Below are 17,620 nucleotides of genomic sequence, written 5' to 3'. Positions count from 1 at the left end.
GAAGTGAAACGTAAGTTTCAAGCTGGCGACATCGACATTTGGGCCGATCCGTCTTTCACACGGAATGAACAAGATTAGAGGAAATCATGAGTAACGAAATCAAAACTCAAGTAGTCGTACTAGGAGCAGGCCCAGCAGGTTATTCTGCGGCGTTTCGTGCTGCTGACTTAGGCTTAGACACCATAATTGTTGAGCGTTTCAGTACCCTTGGTGGTGTGTGTCTAAACGTTGGTTGTATTCCTTCAAAAGCACTATTGCACGTAGCAAAAGTCATTGAAGAAGCCAAAATTGTTGCTGACCATGGTGTTGTTTTTGGTGAGCCAAAGATTGATTTAGACAAATTACGTAGCTTTAAAAATAAAGTCATTGGCCAATTAACAGGCGGTTTAGGCGGAATGTCTAAAATGCGTAAAGTTGATGTGGTTAATGGTTTTGGTAAGTTCACTGGCCCTAATAGCTTAGAAGTTACTGCTGAAGATGGCACTGTGACTGTTGTTCAGTTTGAACAAGCCATTATTGCAGCGGGTTCACGTCCAATTAAATTACCGTTTATTCCACATGACGACCCACGTATTTGGGACTCAACTGATGCACTTGAACTGAAAGAAGTGCCTGGTAAGTTATTAGTGATGGGTGGCGGTATTATTGGTCTAGAAATGGGTACTGTGTATTCATCTTTAGGCAGTAAAATTGACGTGGTTGAAATGTTTGACCAAGTTATTCCTGCTGCAGATAAAGACGTTGTCCGTGTATTCACTAAGCAAATCAAGAAGAAGTTTAACCTTATTCTTGAAACTAAAGTGACCGCAGTTGAAGCAAAAGACGACGGTATTTACGTAACAATGGAAGGCAAGAATGCACCTGCCGAACCTGTTCGTTACGATGCTGTTTTAGTCGCAATTGGTCGTTCACCTAATGGTAAGTCTTTAGCTGCTGAAAAAGCAGGTGTGAATGTTGATGAACGTGGCTTTATTAACGTTGATAAGCAGTTACGTACTAACGTACCGCATATTTATGCTATCGGTGATATCGTTGGTCAGCCTATGTTGGCTCATAAAGGTGTGCATGAAGGTCATGTTGCAGCGGAAGTGATTTCGGGCATGAAGCACTACTTCGATCCTAAAGTGATTCCATCAATTGCTTATACTAATCCTGAAGTAGCATGGGTCGGTTTAACTGAGAAAGAAGCGAAAGAGCAAGGTATTGCTTACGAAACCGCAACTTTCCCTTGGGCTGCAAGCGGCCGTGCAATCGCTTCTGATTGCAGTGAAGGTATGACTAAGTTAATTTTCGACAAAGAGACTCATCGCGTGATCGGTGGTGCTATTGTTGGATCTAACGGCGGTGAATTATTAGGTGAAATTGGCCTAGCAATTGAAATGGGTTGTGATGCTGAAGATATCGCATTAACGATTCATGCTCACCCAACATTACATGAGTCTGTAGGCTTAGCGGCTGAAATGTATGAAGGTTCAATTACTGACTTACCTAACCCTAAAGCGGTTAAGAAGAAGTAATTAACACTGACTAAATAGCCTTAAAAAAAGCATTCCATTTTGGGGTGCTTTTTTTTGTCTTTTTTCTGATATTTTAGGCTAGTCTTAATGATTAATATGTGTGAGTTATATTACGTTATAGGGCATTTCACAACATGTTGATTTAGCAGAATAGAAAGCGAATCGAATAATGATTCAATCGGGGGTGACTTTCCTACGAAAATAATGTTAAAACATTAATATTACTTATAAAAATCGCATTCAAGTCGTTAACAATAAAAATAAGTGATATTAACTTTTTTGGCTAGTAACCGATCCATCACAACACCAAGATGATTAATGTGTCGATGATGATAAGCCTGTTTTTTACTACGTGTGGGGCTTGCCTGCATTTGATCACGTAAAGGATAAACTGAATTTATGACCAGAGCAGTATTGGTGAGCCTAGGCTGTTTTATATTGTCTTTATTTACTGTATTGCCTGCGTGCAGTGCAGACATTGTTCAGCGAGTCTTTAACGCCAAAGATGGCTTAGCTAATGCGACGATTCAAGACATTAGTTTTGACCGTTATGGTTATGTTTGGCTGGCGACTCAGCAAGGTCTTTATCGCGTTAGTAATAGTAAAGTAAGGCGTATTGATAAAGTGGGTTTTGATTCGGTACTTGATGACGAACTGATTACAACAGTAGTTAATTCTGGCCAAGACCATTTACTTGTTGGCACCAATTCCTCGCTATATCTTTACAGTATTTTAGATAATCACTTCAGTTTATTGCTTAAACCTGAAGATAATGATGCGACTAATATCAATAACAGTATTCGCGTGGCGGCAACTCAGCGTCAGCTTGATGGACGATTGCTGATACTCGCTTATTCTGGTCAAGTGTATTATTTTGATGATGCTTCTCAGCAATTGTCTTTATCTCCAAGTCATTCTTTAGACCATAATTTACCTTGGCGCAATGCGCTTGAATTGCACAATTCCCAGTATTTGTTTTCAACTAATCACGAGCTTCAACTTCACCAAGCCGATGGTAGCTTCATTGGTCTATTTTCGTTGTCTGATAAAAATGATTCCATCAGGAAGTTGTTTCAAGATAGACAACAACGAGTGTGGATGCTGACATCGAAAGGTTTATTTAAGGTCAATACCGAAACGCTTACGGTGCAATCTGTGCCTGAGATTCCCTATTATGTTGACCAAATGGAGCAAGATCTTAATGGTGACTTGTGGATTTCAAGCCGAGCAGGATTGATTTTTTGGAGTCCAGAAAACAACAAGTTAACCGTATACCATGACGAGCTTAAACAGCGAGCTAATATTGATTACATTCATGATATGGCTGTGGATTCTGAAGGTTTACTGTGGGTTGGTGGCTCTGGTGATGGGTTAGCGGTGATAGCGGGTAAACCTCATTTTTTAATTGAAGATTATTCTAAAAAGCCGCCTTATCAACTTGATAATGAAATGGTGTGGTCGGTATACAGCGAAGGCGATAAGGTGTGGCTAGGCACCGATGGTGGTTTGTCTGTCGTTAACACTCAGAGCCAAACCTCAACCATGGTAATCCCCAAAGGATTTGAACTGAGTGACAGTATTTATCGAATTGAGTCTTTAAACGCACATCATCTTGTGTTGGCCACGACCAGTGGCTTATATGTTGTTAATAAATTGACTAATGCCAGTACCGACTTTGCGACATGGAGTGGTGGTAAAGAGTCACTGGACGATAGAATCGTCATTGGGATTTATCGTGACGAGTTACTGAGTGATGTGATTTGGTTTACCACCACTAAAGGATTGTATTATTGGCAAGATGGTAATACTGATTTGACGTTACAAGTTTTATCAGATGGCCAGCAGTCATTAAGTCATACGCTATATAAAGCCTTATTAAGGGATGATGCTGATCATTTATGGATTAGTGGCAGTAAACATTTTGGCTATTTAACCACTGTGGGTGAGTATATTTCTAAAGTGGATGTATTTGCTGATTTTACAAATGTCCCAACCATGAATAGTCTTATGCAAGTGGCGCCGGGGGTTATATGGCTAGGCACGTCCCAGCAAGGTATATATCAATTCAATACTCAAACCGATGAGCTTATTTCGCTGGATCAACAGTGGAAGATCGATTGTAAAGTGGTGTTCTTTTTACAGGACACTGAAACAGACCATATTGTTGGCTGTGCCAGTGCCATTATTAAGGTTAATAAGGCGACAGGTAAAGTCAGTTCGTTTAGCCATAAAGACGGTTTTATTTCCGATGAATTTAATGAGTCGGCAAAGTTTTATGACCCTGCAAAAGGCTTTTTTGTGGGTACGCCAGACGGAGCGATGTTAATCGACCTCGATAAACTGGCGCCGCGGACTGTAAATGACAAAGTGATACTTGAATCTGTGTCGGTGTTTTATGAAAACAATACCGAGGTTTATCTCATTCCAAGTCAATTGTCGCAAGTCGAACCGGGTGCCAGCTTAATTAGCTTTCAAATTGCCGTGCTCGATTACCTTGATGATAAGCCAATGACTATACAGTATCGTTTGGTCAAAGATGGCGCAGACTCTGGCAATTACGTGTTATTAGAAGGCCAGTCACAGATTAATATTACCGGTTTAAGTGCTGGGTCGTATGCACTTGAGCTTTTATATAAAAGAAATGGCGTGTGGTCGAATGAGCCATTTCAATATCGATTTACTGTAAAGCAGTTTTGGTGGCGCTCACAACAATTTAAAGGCGCATTGATTTTTAGTATTTTACTGATAGCCGCCATTATATTGTTATATAGACAGCGGCAAATTCATCGGTTTAAGCAAATGAATCATGCTTTGGTTGAAAGTGATGAACGCCTACGTCAATCGTTAAAAGGCAGCGATTCGGACCTATGGGAGTGGCATAAATCAACACAAGTGCTGTCACTCGATAATCGCGGTGGTGTATTAGGACCAGAGCAGCAGATTGACGTTAAACTAGAAGAGATCCCAATTCATCAAGACGATGTTGAGAGAATCACATCGGTTTGGCAGGACCTTGTTAACGGTAACGTCGAGATGATTGATGCCGAGTATCGATATCGTAATCAGCATGATCATCAGTGGCATTGGTTACGAATTAAAGGCCGTGCTATTGAGGTAGATCTTAACAATGGAAGATTAATTTATGCTGCAGGGATGTATACCGACATCACTCAACAAAAAACCCTTGAAAGTGAGGTTAATTTATTAGCCCAAGCATTTGAAAATACTTCCGAAGGCATGTTGATATTAGACATGAAAAAGAACATCAAAATTAGCAATGCTGCGGCTAATTTAATTCTAGCGGCTAAAAAGAGTGATTTGGCCGGCACGCCTTTTTCCGACTTAGTGTTTGAGACCGTAGAACCTTTTGATATGGACGATGTGTTCGATAAGGAGCGCTTTTGGACCGGAGAATGTGAATTTAATTGTAGTGATGGTAGCCGATGCCCTGTTTGGATCAATGTATCGACCATGTTCAATATGAATGGTTCGGCATTACATTATGTGGTGGTGTTTTCTGATATCACTGAACGTAAGCATAATGAGTTACATCTGCGCCGTTTAGCAAACAATGACATGTTAACCGGCTTAGCTAATCGAGCGATGTTTTCGCGCCGATTGGGCCAGGTTATTGAAATAGCAAAACAGCATAAAGAAACCTTAGCACTATTGTTTTTAGACCTCGACAGATTTAAACATGTTAACGACTCATACGGTCACAGTATGGGTGATGCATTACTCGTTGAAGCTGCAAGTCGACTACAGTCTTGTTTGTCTGAAGAACATTTATTGTGTCGTTTTGGTGGTGATGAGTTTGTTATTTTGCTGCGTGATGCAAAAGACGTCGACACCATTAACCACATTGCCAAACAGTTATTAAAACAAATCGAAACGCCTTTTAAATTATACGGTCGAGAATTTTTTATTTCGACCAGCATTGGTATTAGCATTTGGTCTGGCGATGATCAAACGCCTGAAACCTTAATTAAAAACGCCGATTTAGCCATGTACCATGCTAAAGAGGAGGGCCGTGGTAATTTTCAATATTATTCAGCAGAACGGAATGCAGAAGCCTTATATCACTTACGCATAGAGGCTGATTTGCATCGAGCGATACTGTGCAATGAATTTGAATTGTATTACCAGCCTCAGATAGATGTTAACCAACAAAACAGTATTGTTGGCGTTGAAGCGTTAATTCGTTGGAAACACCCAAAAGATGGCATGGTTAACCCCGATGTGTTTATAGGTATTGCAGAATCCTGTGGTTTGATTGTTGAGATTGATCGTTGGGTGCTAACTCAAGCTTGTCTCGACGGTGCAGATTGGCATCAGCGATACCAAAGCGACATAAAAGTGTCGGTTAATGTGTCTGCAATGCATTTCAGACAGCCAGACTTTATCGACTTTTTAACCGCAACATTACATCAAACTGGCATGCCTGCTAAATGTTTGTCGGTAGAAATTACCGAAGGCGTATTGATGAAAGAAATTGCTATCGCCAGCCAGCATTTACTCGCGTTAGAGCAGTTAGGTATTGATGTTGCTATAGATGATTTTGGTACAGGTTATTCGTCGCTTGCGTATTTACGTTCATTCCAAGTCAATATTCTGAAAATAGATCGCTCGTTTTTAATTCATATTGACAACCATCAAGCCGATCAAGCCATTGTGAGCAGTATTATTGAATTAGCACGTAACCTATCGCTTGAAGTCGTGGCTGAAGGTGTTGAAACATCTGAGCAACTTGCACAAGTCGTTAAGCGTGGTTGTCATATTATTCAGGGATATTATTTTGCCAAGCCGATGCCCAAAGCCGAACTTGAGCTCGATATTAAGCGACAAATGGGGATTAATGAATGATGAGTTCATTAGTGATGGCAGGGTAATCTTGTTACTGCTATCCATTAGTATGGGTATTGATTAAATTTTGTTAGAATAAGTTGTTTTTACTTACTTTCGGAATGATTTATGCAACAAATTTTGCGCCTTAACTTACCTACCTGGTTTTTGGCTAGCTGTATTTGCTTTAGCCTAGTAGTGCAACCTGTCTATGCTGCAAAAAAAGCCGCTAAAGAAAGGCCCACTATTGGCTTAGTGCTGAGTGGCGGCGGGGCAAAAGGTGCTGCTCATATTGGTGTGTTGAAAGTACTTGAAAAATATCATATTCCTGTTGATTACATTGCGGGTACCAGTATTGGTGCTTATGTTGCTGGCATGTACGCGTTAGGCTATAACGCCGATCAAATAGAAGAAATAATGCTTAGTGGTGAGTGGTCTAAAGGCTACTCAGACACCATTCCGCGCGATAAATTAAGCTACCGTGATAAACAGCAACGTGATCAGTTTAATATTCCACTGACCGTGGGTTATAACAATAATAGCTTAACCTCACCTAGTGGCTTGTTACGTGGCCAAAGCATGTCTCAATTACTGCGCCACTCCACGGGTTTGGTTGAACAGTTTGGTGACTTTGATGAACTCGCGATTCCGTACCGAGCGGTGGCGACGGATTTAGCAACCAGTGAAGCCGTGGTGTTATCCAGCGGCAGTGTAGTACAAGCCATGCAAGCATCTGCCACCGTTCCAGGTGCATTGCAGCCAGCATTGATTAACGGTCGTTTACTGGTTGATGGCGGAATTGCCAATAATATGCCTATCGATGTGGTAAAAGCCATGGGGGCAGATATCATCATTGCCGTCGATATTGGTTCCGCACTGACCAAACAAGAACATTTAGACAGTACCATTGCGGTTTTAGAGCAACTTTCAACTATTTTGACTCAAGCGAGCACTGCTCGCCAAAAAACCTTACTGACGTCTAGCGATATCCTCATTCGTCCCGCCATTGATAGCCTTAGCACCACTGATTTTTCAATCATGCCATTAGCGCTCAAATTAGGTGAAAATGCCGCCAATTTAGAGTTAGTGAAGTTGGAAGCGCTTGGTATAAGTGAGCAAGACTATTTAGCTTATCAAGCGGATAAATTACAACAAAGTTTACTGTGGATCGATCCGCTTAAAAAACCCATTTATAAAATTGCTTTCGACAATCAATCAAAAGTCAGTGAAAAATTACTGCGTGAGCGTTTAGGGATTACCGAAGGCGTTGTACTGACCAAAGAAGAGTTAAATTTAGCCTTAAATCGAGTGTATTCACTGAATAAATTCGAGCGTGTCGATGCCGAGTTTGAAGATGTTGAACAGGGCCGAATTTTAACCATTACCACCAGAGCCAAATCATGGGGGCCGAATTACTTTCAAGCAGGCTTTAACTGGGAAGATGATTTCACCTTAGATTCGGCTATTACACTCAGTTTGGCTTACACCATGACCGACTTAACTGAAAATGGTGGTGAGTGGCGTAACGAATTAGAACTGGGGTATAAAAAGTTAGTCGGCACTGAGTTTTATCAACCATTAGACCGTGATCAAACATTTTATAGCCTAGCGCGATTCCAGTATGAAATGAAAGATTGGGATTTAATTGATCAAGATAGCCGTTATGTAGAACTCGAAAATAATGTTGCTCAAATCGTTTTAGGTATCGGCTATAACTTTGATTCAGATGGTATTATCGAATTAGGTTTTGTCGGCGAAGATGGTCGGGTTAGCAGTGAATTTGGCTCGGTTGATTCACTAGATTATCATTCCACGGGTGGCTATTTAAAAGTGGCCTACGACAGCCTAAACAGCATTAGCTTCCCGACGGAAGGTAATCGAATTACCTTTGTCAGCTACTTAAGAGATGAATCCTACAATGGACTAAGCAATGTCGATACGACTTTTAGTGATGACTTAGCATGGCAATTTGAAGCAGATTGGAAAGGTGCGTTGAAACTCGGAAATCACGCCATTGTAGGTAAGATGGAACTGGCAACTGTTGAGAATGACGGTAACTTTACCTTGCATGTGGCAGATTTAGGCGGCTTCTTGAATTTGTCGGGTTTCCGTAAAGACACCTTAATTGGTGCACATAAAGTGTTTGGGGCAGTGATTTATCAATACGATCTCGGCCGTGATGTACTGATCACTGACTTGCCTTTGTATTTAGGTACCAGTCTTGAAGCTGGTAATGTGTGGTTTGATCGTGATGATGTCGATTTAGATGATTTGATTTACGCCAGTAGTTTGTATTTAGGTACTGATACCGACTGGGGCCCGGCAGCATTAGGTTTTGGTTTTACCGATCGCGGTGAAACAGCATTCTATTTGTTTGTCGGTAAAAACTTTTAGGCCGTCTATCTAAGCCAAAAGCCTAGAGCGCTTCGCTGCTAGGACGCTACGCGGCTAGAGGCTATAAAATCTTGGTGACGAGCGGTGGCAAGCGATGACGAGAGATAACAATCGAGCTAAAAGCCTAGAGGCTAGGACGCTGCGCTGCTAGAGGCTATAAAATCTTGGTGACGAGCGGTTGCAAGCTATGACGAGAGATAACAATCGAGCTAAAAGCTAAAAGCTAAAAGCTAAAAGCTAAAAGCCTAGAGGCTAGGACGCTTCGCTGCTAGAGGCTATAAAATCTTGGTGACGAGCGGTGGCAAGCGATGACGAGAGATAACAATCGAGCTAAAAGCCTAGAGGCTAGGACGCTGCGCTGCTAGAGGCTATAAAATCTTGGTGACGAGCGGTTGCAAGCTATGACGAGAGATAACAATCGAGCTAAAAGCTAAAAGCTAAAAGCCTAGAGGCTAGGACGCTTCGCTGCTAGAGGCTATAAAATCTTGGTGACGAGCGGGTGGCAAGCGATGACGAGAGATAACAATCGAGCCAAAAGCCTAGAGTGCCCTATCCGTGAGCGCAGCGTTCGCTGTTATCGCTTGTTATCGTCCTCGCAGCGAAGCTGTCCCTAGCAGGACGAAGTCCGCTCTAGAAGCGCAGCGGACTATCCGCGTAGCGGCCTAGGCCTCTAGCAGCGCGGGTAATAATCCTGCGTGAGCTAGCTGATGATGGGCAATCACCCATTTAGCTTGTGTAGCAGTGTGAGGCGCAGGAATTGCCACGGTTTGCATACTGGCTGCCCGCGCGGCGATTAAGCCATTAAACGAATCTTCAATTGCGATACATTGTCTCGGTGCGATGCCCAACCCTTTAGCACAATTTAAATATACCTCAGGATGTGGTTTACCATAATCGAGATTTTCAGCTGACTCAATCGCATCAAAATAATGGCCAATGGCCAGCTTATGCAGCACAGCTTCAATAATTAATGACGATGACGAGGTGGCTAAACCTATTTTAAGCCCTAAACGTTTGCACGCCTCTAGCGACTCAATAACGCCTCGCATCGGTTCACCATTGGCTTTTATTTGGCTTACCACTTCATTAACGATGGTATTCGCTGTAGTTGTATTGTCGTAATTCGGCCAAGGAAAACGTTGGTACCAATAGCTCACAACATGATCAATACGCAAGCCTGTGGTTTGCTCCACTTCTTCAAGGCTGAGGTTAAGCCCAAAGCTATTTAGCACCGTCTGCTCGGCCAGCTGCCAAGCCGGTTCGGAATCAATTAAAATCCCATCCATATCAAAAATAACGGCTTTTATTTGGTTTGACACAATACTGACTCCATAAACGGCACAATGTTAAGTGCTAATTATTACGTTGTTGTTGACTGGACACAATCAAAACACACTTTTTCAAAAATATTTAATCTAAAAAACAGGATATTTTTTTGTATATAGTTTAATCAGTGGGTGCTATATAAGTTAATGTATTTAAATGTTTTTCCGTCTGTTTCAAACTATTGTCTAATTTTATTTTATTGAACTTGGCGCTAAATTGATTTGTAGGTTGATAAATCACGTTGATTTCATACCTCTGAGAGTGTGAGCTGATTCATACTTTTATAAAGCTGTAGTATACTGGAGGTCGGATTTCAAGCCCGAACCAGTGGAATTATCAGCGTAACCATAGTGGCGCTGAGTTTCGCCGTTAGGCGCCAAACAAAGAGGAATGTTGCCGTGCTAGAAGCATATCGTAAACACGTCGCAGAACGTGCTGCAGAGGGTGTAGTCCCTAAGCCATTAAATGCACAACAAGTGGCTGAACTGGTTAAGTTATTTGAAACACCACCAGCAGGTGAAGAGGCATTCATCCTCGACTTGCTCGAAAATCGTATTCCACCAGGAGTAGATGAAGCTGCTTACGTTAAAGCCGCTTTCCTTGATGCAGTCGCTAAAGGCACTGTGTCATCTCCTATCTTAAGCGCAGAACACGCTGTTAAACTGCTTGGCACCATGCAAGGCGGTTACAACATTGAGCCGCTAATTGACCAACTAGATAATGCAGCACTAGCACCTCTATCTGTTAAAGCACTTTCAAATACATTGTTGATGTTTGATTCATACCACGATGTTGTTGAAAAAATGCAAGCGGGTAATGACTTTGCTAAGCAAGTTGTCGACGCTTGGGCCAATGCTGACTGGTTCTTAAACCGTCCAAAATTGGCTGACAAAGTATCATTAACAGTGTTTAAAGTGTCTGGTGAAACCAACACTGATGACTTGTCTCCAGCGCCAGATGCATGGTCTCGTCCAGATATTCCATTACACGCATTAGCAATGCTAAAAAATGCGCGTGACGGTATTGTGCCTGATGAATCAGGTGTTGTTGGCCCAATCAAAGAAATCGAAGCGTTAAAAACTAAAGGTTTTCCTTTAGTTTACGTTGGCGATGTTGTTGGTACGGGTTCTTCACGTAAATCTGCCACTAACTCAGTGTTATGGTTTATGGGTGATGACATCCCTTTTGTGCCTAACAAGCGTGCAGGTGGCTTCTGTCTAGGTAACAAAATTGCGCCTATTTTCTTCAACACCATGGAAGATGCGGGTGCATTACCGATCGAACTCAACGTTGATCAAATGGACACTGGTGATGTGATCGATATCTACCCTTATGAAGGTGTAGTTAAGCGTCACGGCACTGATGAAGTTATCTCTACATTTGAGCTTAAAACCGAAGTATTGTTAGATGAAGTTCGTGCTGGTGGTCGTATTCCGTTGATCATTGGTCGTGGCCTTACTGACCGTGCGCGTGAAACCTTAGGTCTTGAAGCATCGAAAGTATTCGTTCGTCCACAAGATATCGCCGCTTCTGATAAAGGTTATACTTTAGCTCAGAAAATGGTTGGTAAAGCATGTGGCGTATCAGGTGTTCGTCCTGGTCAATACTGCGAACCTAAGATGACCTCTGTAGGTTCACAAGACACTACCGGCCCTATGACACGTGATGAGTTAAAAGACTTAGCATGTTTAGGCTTTAGTGCTGATTTAACCATGCAGTCATTCTGTCACACTGCCGCTTATCCAAAGCCAGTTGATGTAACGACTCACCACACACTACCGGATTTCATTATGAACCGTGGTGGTGTTGCTTTACGTCCAGGTGATGGGGTTATTCACTCGTGGTTAAACCGTATGTTACTACCCGATACCGTAGGTACTGGTGGTGATTCACATACTCGTTTCCCTATTGGTATTTCGTTCCCTGCCGGTTCTGGTTTAGTGGCGTTTGCTGCTGCAACAGGTGTCATGCCTCTTGATATGCCTGAATCAGTGCTAGTGCGCTTTAAAGGCGAAATGCAACCCGGTATTACCTTACGCGATTTAGTCCATGCTATCCCATTAAAAGCAATTGAAATGGGTCTGCTAACGGTTGAGAAGAAAGGCAAAATCAACGCTTTCTCTGGCCGCGTATTAGAAATCGAAGGTCTTGAAAAACTTAAAGTTGAACAAGCATTCGAATTATCTGATGCATCTGCTGAGCGTTCAGCTGCAGGTTGTAGCATTAAGCTAGACAAAGAACCAATCATTGAATATCTAACCTCTAACATCGTGATGTTAAAGTGGATGATTGCTGAAGGTTATGGCGATCGTCGTACGATTGAACGTCGTATTACTGCGATGCAAGAGTGGATTGCCAAGCCAGAGTTGATGGAAGCAGATAAAGATGCAGAATATGCTGAAATTATCGAAATCAACTTAAACGACATCAAAGAACCAATCCTTTGTGCACCAAACGATCCTGATGATGCAGTATTATTATCAAGCGTTGCACAAACTAAGATTGACGAAGTGTTTGTTGGTTCTTGTATGACTAACATCGGTCACTTCCGTGCTACCGGTAAGATGTTAGAAAAGTTTGCTACTACGCTACCAACTCGTTTATGGATTGCACCACCAACTAAGATGGACCGCGATCAATTAACTGAAGAAGGTTACTACTCAATCTTCGGCCGTGTTGGTGCCCGCATCGAGATCCCTGGTTGTTCTCTATGTATGGGTAACCAAGCACGTGTTGCAGAAGGTGCTACTGTAGTATCAACTTCTACACGTAACTTCCCTAACCGTTTAGGTACTGGCGCAAACGTATACTTAGCATCAGCTGAGTTAGCAGCAGTAGCAGCGTTATTGGGTCGTTTACCTTCAGCAGAAGAGTATCAAGAATACGCTAAAGAATTAGATGCAACAGCAGCTGATACTTACCGTTACTTGAACTTCGACCAAATCGATTCTTACACTAAGAAAGCCGACAGCGTGATTTTCCAAGCCGCGCTTTAAGCTTAAACGAGTTAACAATTGATCAAAAATGCCAGCAGAAATGCTGGCATTTTTATTGGTGTTAAATCAGGTAGTTGGTAGCTTATTTTTAGACAAAAGTGTATTTAAGATATGGCCTGCGGCCACTAACGTCGTGGCGCTTCACCCACACCAGACCAAGAGGAAACCAACGGCTGTTCCCTCTTGGAACTCCCAGCCGCCCCGCAACATTTTCAAACAGCGAAAAGGTCGCCATGGGGATTGATCCAGCTTTTAACTTCGTTTGTATACTGCTTCGGCCTTATTCGAAAATGCTAATATTGTGGCTTAATGAATCTGTACACCGATTGAGGTAAACTTCCTTTAAGATAAAACGGTGTAAAAAAGTAATGAAAACTCAACCAACTTACTCAACAGAATTTAAAATAGATGCTGCAAACCTCGTTATTAAACAAGGTTACACTACGAGTGAAGCTTCCAAGGCTACGGGGGCAGGTCCAACAGCGATTAGACGTTGGGTGACTCAACTTAGGCAAGAATTTGAAGGTATTACCCCATCATCTCATGCCATCACTCCTGAGCAAAAACGAATTCAAGAGCTTGAAGCGCAAATTAAGAAGATTGAATGGGAGAAAGACATCCTAAAAAAGGCTACCGCTCTCTTAATGCAAGACAACATCAAACGATAGCGTTAATTGAATCGTTATCGAGAGAGCAGAACATCGTCAAACAGCTTTGCCATTTATTTGAAATACCGCGAAGCAGCTACCATTATCATCTCAAACATCGTGGATTAGTGAAGCCTGAACTAGGAAAACTGCGCCAGCAAGCGATTGCAATCCACCGTGATAGTCGTGGCTCTGCAGGGGCAAGAACGATAGCAGGCCAGCTTAATCAATTAGGTGAAAATGTTGGCCGTTATAAGGCCGCGAGTTTAATGAGAGATGCAGGGCTAATCAGTAACCAACCCAGAAAGCATCGTTACAAGATAGCAAATGATGAATCTAAAATAGCCCCTAATTTGTTAAAGCGGCAGTTTAACGTTGAAGCAATAAATCAGGTTTGGTGTGGTGACGTGACCTATGTTTGGTCTGGAACCAAATGGCTCTATTTAGCGGTGGTAATGGATTTATACGCGAGAAAGATTGTGGGTTGGGCATGCTCTGACAGTCCGAATACTGATTTGACTTGTGCAGCATTAAGAATGGCATTTGAAAGCCGTGGGCGTCCAAGAAACGTAGTGTTTCACTCTGATCAGGGTTGTCACTACAGTAGCCTTCAGTATCGACAAATGCTTTGGAAATATCAGATAACTCAAAGCATGAGCCGACGAGGAAACTGCTGGGATAATGCGGTAATGGAACGTTTTTTTAGAAGCTTTAAAACAGAATGGATGCCTAAGTATGGCTACAACAGTTTTGATGAAGCAAAGCATGATGTGCTGAATTATATATTGAAGCACTACAATATAAAACGGGGTCATAGTTATAACAATTATATGACGCCAACAGCAGCCGAAATGGCAGCGTAAAGACGCAACTCCTGTTGGTGTACAGATTTAGTTGACCACATCATAACGCTTACGATGGGGCGTCCCTTCCCCTCGAAAGCTAGCGGGCCATCCATGGCCAGCTCACGCTATTTTCTTCAACGGCCTCAAGTTTAGAGTTGAATTTGGGCTTTGATAAGCTAGAAAAACTCGACCGTGGACAGGTATGGAACCTTTTTATGGAAGTCCCCATTAGATGGTTAATACTCTGCTCAAAGGTTTTAAGATTCTTAGGTTCTACTCGTTATGAAGTTTATTTATTTGTGAGTTTTGATTCGATAACTTATCAAACTCTGCGAGCTGCCTATCTGAAAAACGTTTCTTAAATGAAGGTTGGTTGTGGTCAACCTTCCAATCTAGAATTGATTCAGGATTACGAAGAACTGGTGCGGTCATAGCTCCAGGCAGCCATGGCCACATTAAATTAGCTTGTGCCTGTTCACTAGTATTTACTTTATTAACGTCATGAAAATAGCAAATAATATTCTCAGCTACGCGTAATACTTTGAAAATACTAGGCTTGAAATACTCATAAAAGAAGCTTGTGCTTTCTATTGCTTTTTGATGAATTATTTTATTTCTATAATCTTCAAGCTGAAGGAATTGTGACCAGAAATTTTGCTTACTAATAGTATTGCAGTCATATATCTGAGGTAATACAGAATCTAATTTATCTTTTAAGCTTAACCAGCGTTCAATAGCTTGTCGCTCAAATTGTTCTTTGATTCCTTTATTATTTCTTTGTGAAATATAAACAAAATCATCAGGAATACTTATATTAGCGAAAGCTTCTAAAGCAGTGTAAGAGAATACTATTGATGTTTGAATTTTCTCTATATAGTTAGATACCAAAAAGCAGTTATGCCAGAGTTCATCGATTTTATCTTCTTTGAACTCATCTTGCTGCTCAAGTAAAAATTCTTTGTACATTTTTTCTGCATCATTTAATGCGGTTCGGCTATTCGATAATAATAGTGAAATGTTATTTGGGACGAAGTATTCTAAAGTCTTTTTTTTAGTCAGCTTTACACTGTCAGAGTGCTGGAAAGCATGATTCATAGGATATTCTGGATGTTCAGAACAGTTTAATAATAACGGTTTTAATACTCTATTATCTTTAAAATCATAGTTGTCTACATCACTTACTATGACCATGCTTTTTGCGTTTGTGCTCTTTTTTTTCATCAGGGTTTACAATGCCTCGACTTACACAACAGATAATGAAACTTTTTAACTGCTAAATATACGTATTTTTATTTAATTATTTATAATCATGTGGTTATAGGCAGTTCGACGATTATTAACGTTAATTTAAATTACTATGACATTAACATTTAAATAATTACAGACAAAATGAGACTAACTCAATATTATTAAAAGTAGTAGTCCAAAGTTACAATCTAACAAATTACCTACAGCAGGTTTATGTGCAGATAATCTCTGCGAGACACCAGTTCTTGATTTATAAATAAGCATCTATGTGGGCTTAACTAAAATATTCCTGCTTTGGATACTCACTAGTTTATTTGCGCCTGTAATTTTGTATCTTCGATTTATTAACATTTCCGGGTTTCATATTATTGAGGACGTTGAAGAAAATAGCGTGAAGCTCACATGGATGTGAGCTTAGCGTTAGAGGGGAAGGGACGCCCCATCTGAAGCGTTAGCATTTTCGAATAAGGCCGAAGCACGATTCAAAAGAGGCCAAAAGCTGGATCTATTTCCGTCGCAATTTTTTCGCTGCTGTTGTTTGGTTAAATAGCGAAAATGTTGCCGGAACGGCAGGGGTGATCCAAGAGGGGATTGCTGTTGATCCCCTTTTGGCCGGTGCAGGGTGGAACCTTGCGATCTTAATTCAAACGAAGTTTGAAAAATCCGGCGTGGGCGAGGCGCTACGACCTTGGTGGCCGTATGTCATCATAAGCATAAAGAAACACCTGGATCCCGGCTCAAAAGCATTGCCGGGATGACGAGGTTAATGAGATTTATTGCCAGAAGTGCAACTTTGGCACTTGGTCTGGTGTGGGCGAAGCGCCACGACGTTAGTGGCTGCAGGCCATTGTTAACACGAGTTAACACGAGTTAACTAAGTTCATCATTCAACAATGCCAGCAAAATAGCTGGCACTTATAGTAGAGTCATTTAACGTTTTCGAATGATAACAACATCCTTTTGATGAACGTTATTAACATTAACGACGCGATATGCCGCTGGTTTAACAACGACCACTTTCGTTACCGTCTTTTTATTAGTAGGCGCTTTTTCGTGTCCATGATGAGCACGTGGTGCACAAGCACTCAAGCTTATAATTGCTAATCCGATCAATAACACTTTAATCATCGGAAATTGAATTGACTGTTTCATACACACCTCGATACGAGTGAAGACTATGACTAAGCATAATCGTTTGAGTGTCAATTGCTGATCGCAATGAGTAAAGTTATGCAAATATAGTGTTGAAATTAACGTCTATCGTTAAAACGTACCGTAATCATGAATACTTAATATTCATCGAAATCAGTGGTTCTCGTGAGCCTTTCTCTGCCCGCAATCGGGCTAAATACTGTTGCCATAATTCAGTTTGATTACTGCACAGGTTATGTAGCACCTGCCAAGAATACAAGCCAGTATCATGACCATCATCAAAGGTAATTTTTACCGCATAATGACCAACAGGTTCGAGCGCTTTGATATTTACAGCTTTCTTATGGGTAACCAATATTGGGTCGCCATGACGTTGCACTTCAGCCGATGGCGAGAATACTCGGAGCATTTCACAACTGATGTTGTAAGTTTGGTCGTTATCAAAGGTCACTTCGAGTAACTTAGATTGACGCTTAAGCTTAATGCCGGTGACGGTAGGCGTTGATTGGGTCATGGGAATACCTATAAAAAAAGGATTAACGCTAAATCGCAGATTATCATCATACGCGATTTTGCTGTTAATCCTATTGTTGTAACCTGCATTCGTGATGTTTATTCATAAACCAAAAAGTCACGAGACCTCCCATTAATAA

Annotated in this window: 9 protein-coding genes; 5 read left to right on the top strand and 4 right to left on the bottom strand. The window is 41.4% G+C overall.

Annotation, left to right across the window (positions count from 1 at the left end; translation table 11 throughout):
* The first annotated feature begins 86 nt into the window (after positions 1-86).
* From lpdA to GUY17_RS19520, 3 genes are all read left to right on the top strand, one after another.
* A complete protein-coding gene (gene lpdA / locus GUY17_RS19530; protein WP_101087717.1) occupies positions 87-1,517 on the top strand; it encodes a dihydrolipoyl dehydrogenase in 1,431 nt (476 codons plus the stop codon).
* Positions 1,518-1,916: 399 nt separating this feature from the next.
* Positions 1,917-6,380: an EAL domain-containing protein gene (locus tag GUY17_RS19525; RefSeq protein WP_162024074.1), complete on the top strand. Its 4,464-nt coding sequence runs from the start codon at positions 1,917-1,919 to the stop codon at positions 6,378-6,380.
* A 108-nt stretch (positions 6,381-6,488) separates the two neighbouring features.
* Complete coding sequence (locus GUY17_RS19520) at positions 6,489-8,753, top strand: patatin-like phospholipase family protein (protein ID WP_101087715.1); 2,265 nt, start codon at positions 6,489-6,491, stop codon at positions 8,751-8,753.
* 662 nt (positions 8,754-9,415) lie between these two features.
* Here the strand turns inward: GUY17_RS19520 and hxpB are convergent.
* Positions 9,416-10,075: a hexitol phosphatase HxpB gene (hxpB, locus tag GUY17_RS19515; protein WP_162024423.1), complete on the bottom strand. Its 660-nt coding sequence runs from the start codon at positions 10,073-10,075 to the stop codon at positions 9,416-9,418.
* A 402-nt stretch (positions 10,076-10,477) separates the two neighbouring features.
* Between hxpB and acnB the strand changes: the two genes are divergently transcribed.
* Complete coding sequence (gene acnB / locus GUY17_RS19510) at positions 10,478-13,075, top strand: bifunctional aconitate hydratase 2/2-methylisocitrate dehydratase (RefSeq protein WP_162024073.1); 2,598 nt, start codon at positions 10,478-10,480, stop codon at positions 13,073-13,075.
* A gap of 368 nt (positions 13,076-13,443) precedes the next feature.
* A protein-coding gene (locus GUY17_RS19505) for an IS3 family transposase (RefSeq protein ID WP_162022578.1) occupies positions 13,444-14,585 on the top strand; the annotation gives its coding sequence in 2 pieces (ribosomal slippage) (positions 13,444-13,696 and positions 13,696-14,585; 1,143 coding nt in all).
* A 255-nt stretch (positions 14,586-14,840) separates the two neighbouring features.
* Here GUY17_RS19505 and GUY17_RS19500 read toward each other — a convergent pair.
* The 3 genes from GUY17_RS19500 to GUY17_RS19490 all read right to left on the bottom strand — a co-directional run bounded on the left by GUY17_RS19500 (position 14,841) and on the right by GUY17_RS19490 (position 17,481).
* On the bottom strand, positions 14,841-15,788 hold the full coding sequence (locus GUY17_RS19500; protein WP_162024072.1) for a hypothetical protein: 948 nt from the start codon (positions 15,786-15,788) through the stop codon (positions 14,841-14,843).
* Between the two features lie 957 nt (positions 15,789-16,745).
* Positions 16,746-16,967 carry a hypothetical protein gene (locus GUY17_RS19495; RefSeq protein WP_162024071.1) on the bottom strand — a complete coding sequence of 74 codons (222 nt, stop codon included), beginning with the start codon at positions 16,965-16,967 and terminating at the stop codon, positions 16,746-16,748.
* Between the two features lie 127 nt (positions 16,968-17,094).
* Entirely contained in the window at positions 17,095-17,481 is a 387-nt protein-coding gene (locus GUY17_RS19490; protein ID WP_011639181.1) for a gamma-butyrobetaine hydroxylase-like domain-containing protein, read from the bottom strand.
* Positions 17,482-17,620: the final 139 nt, after the last annotated feature.

Source organism: Shewanella sp. Arc9-LZ (assembly GCF_010092445.1).
GTDB lineage: Bacteria > Pseudomonadota > Gammaproteobacteria > Enterobacterales > Shewanellaceae > Shewanella.
The sequence above is the reverse complement of the archived record's forward strand: the minus strand, read 5'-3'. Positions and strand labels throughout refer to the sequence as shown.

Coding starts and splice junctions, on each gene's coding strand:
- lpdA (WP_101087717.1), top strand. CDS start 87: ATGAGTAACGAAATCAAAACTCAAGTAGTCGTACTAGGAGCAGGCCCA.
- GUY17_RS19525 (WP_162024074.1), top strand. CDS start 1,917: ATGACCAGAGCAGTATTGGTGAGCCTAGGCTGTTTTATATTGTCTTTA.
- GUY17_RS19520 (WP_101087715.1), top strand. CDS start 6,489: ATGCAACAAATTTTGCGCCTTAACTTACCTACCTGGTTTTTGGCTAGC.
- GUY17_RS19500 (WP_162024072.1), bottom strand. CDS start 15,788: ATGAAAAAAAAGAGCACAAACGCAAAAAGCATGGTCATAGTAAGTGAT.
- GUY17_RS19495 (WP_162024071.1), bottom strand. CDS start 16,967: ATGAAACAGTCAATTCAATTTCCGATGATTAAAGTGTTATTGATCGGA.
- GUY17_RS19490 (WP_011639181.1), bottom strand. CDS start 17,481: ATGACCCAATCAACGCCTACCGTCACCGGCATTAAGCTTAAGCGTCAA.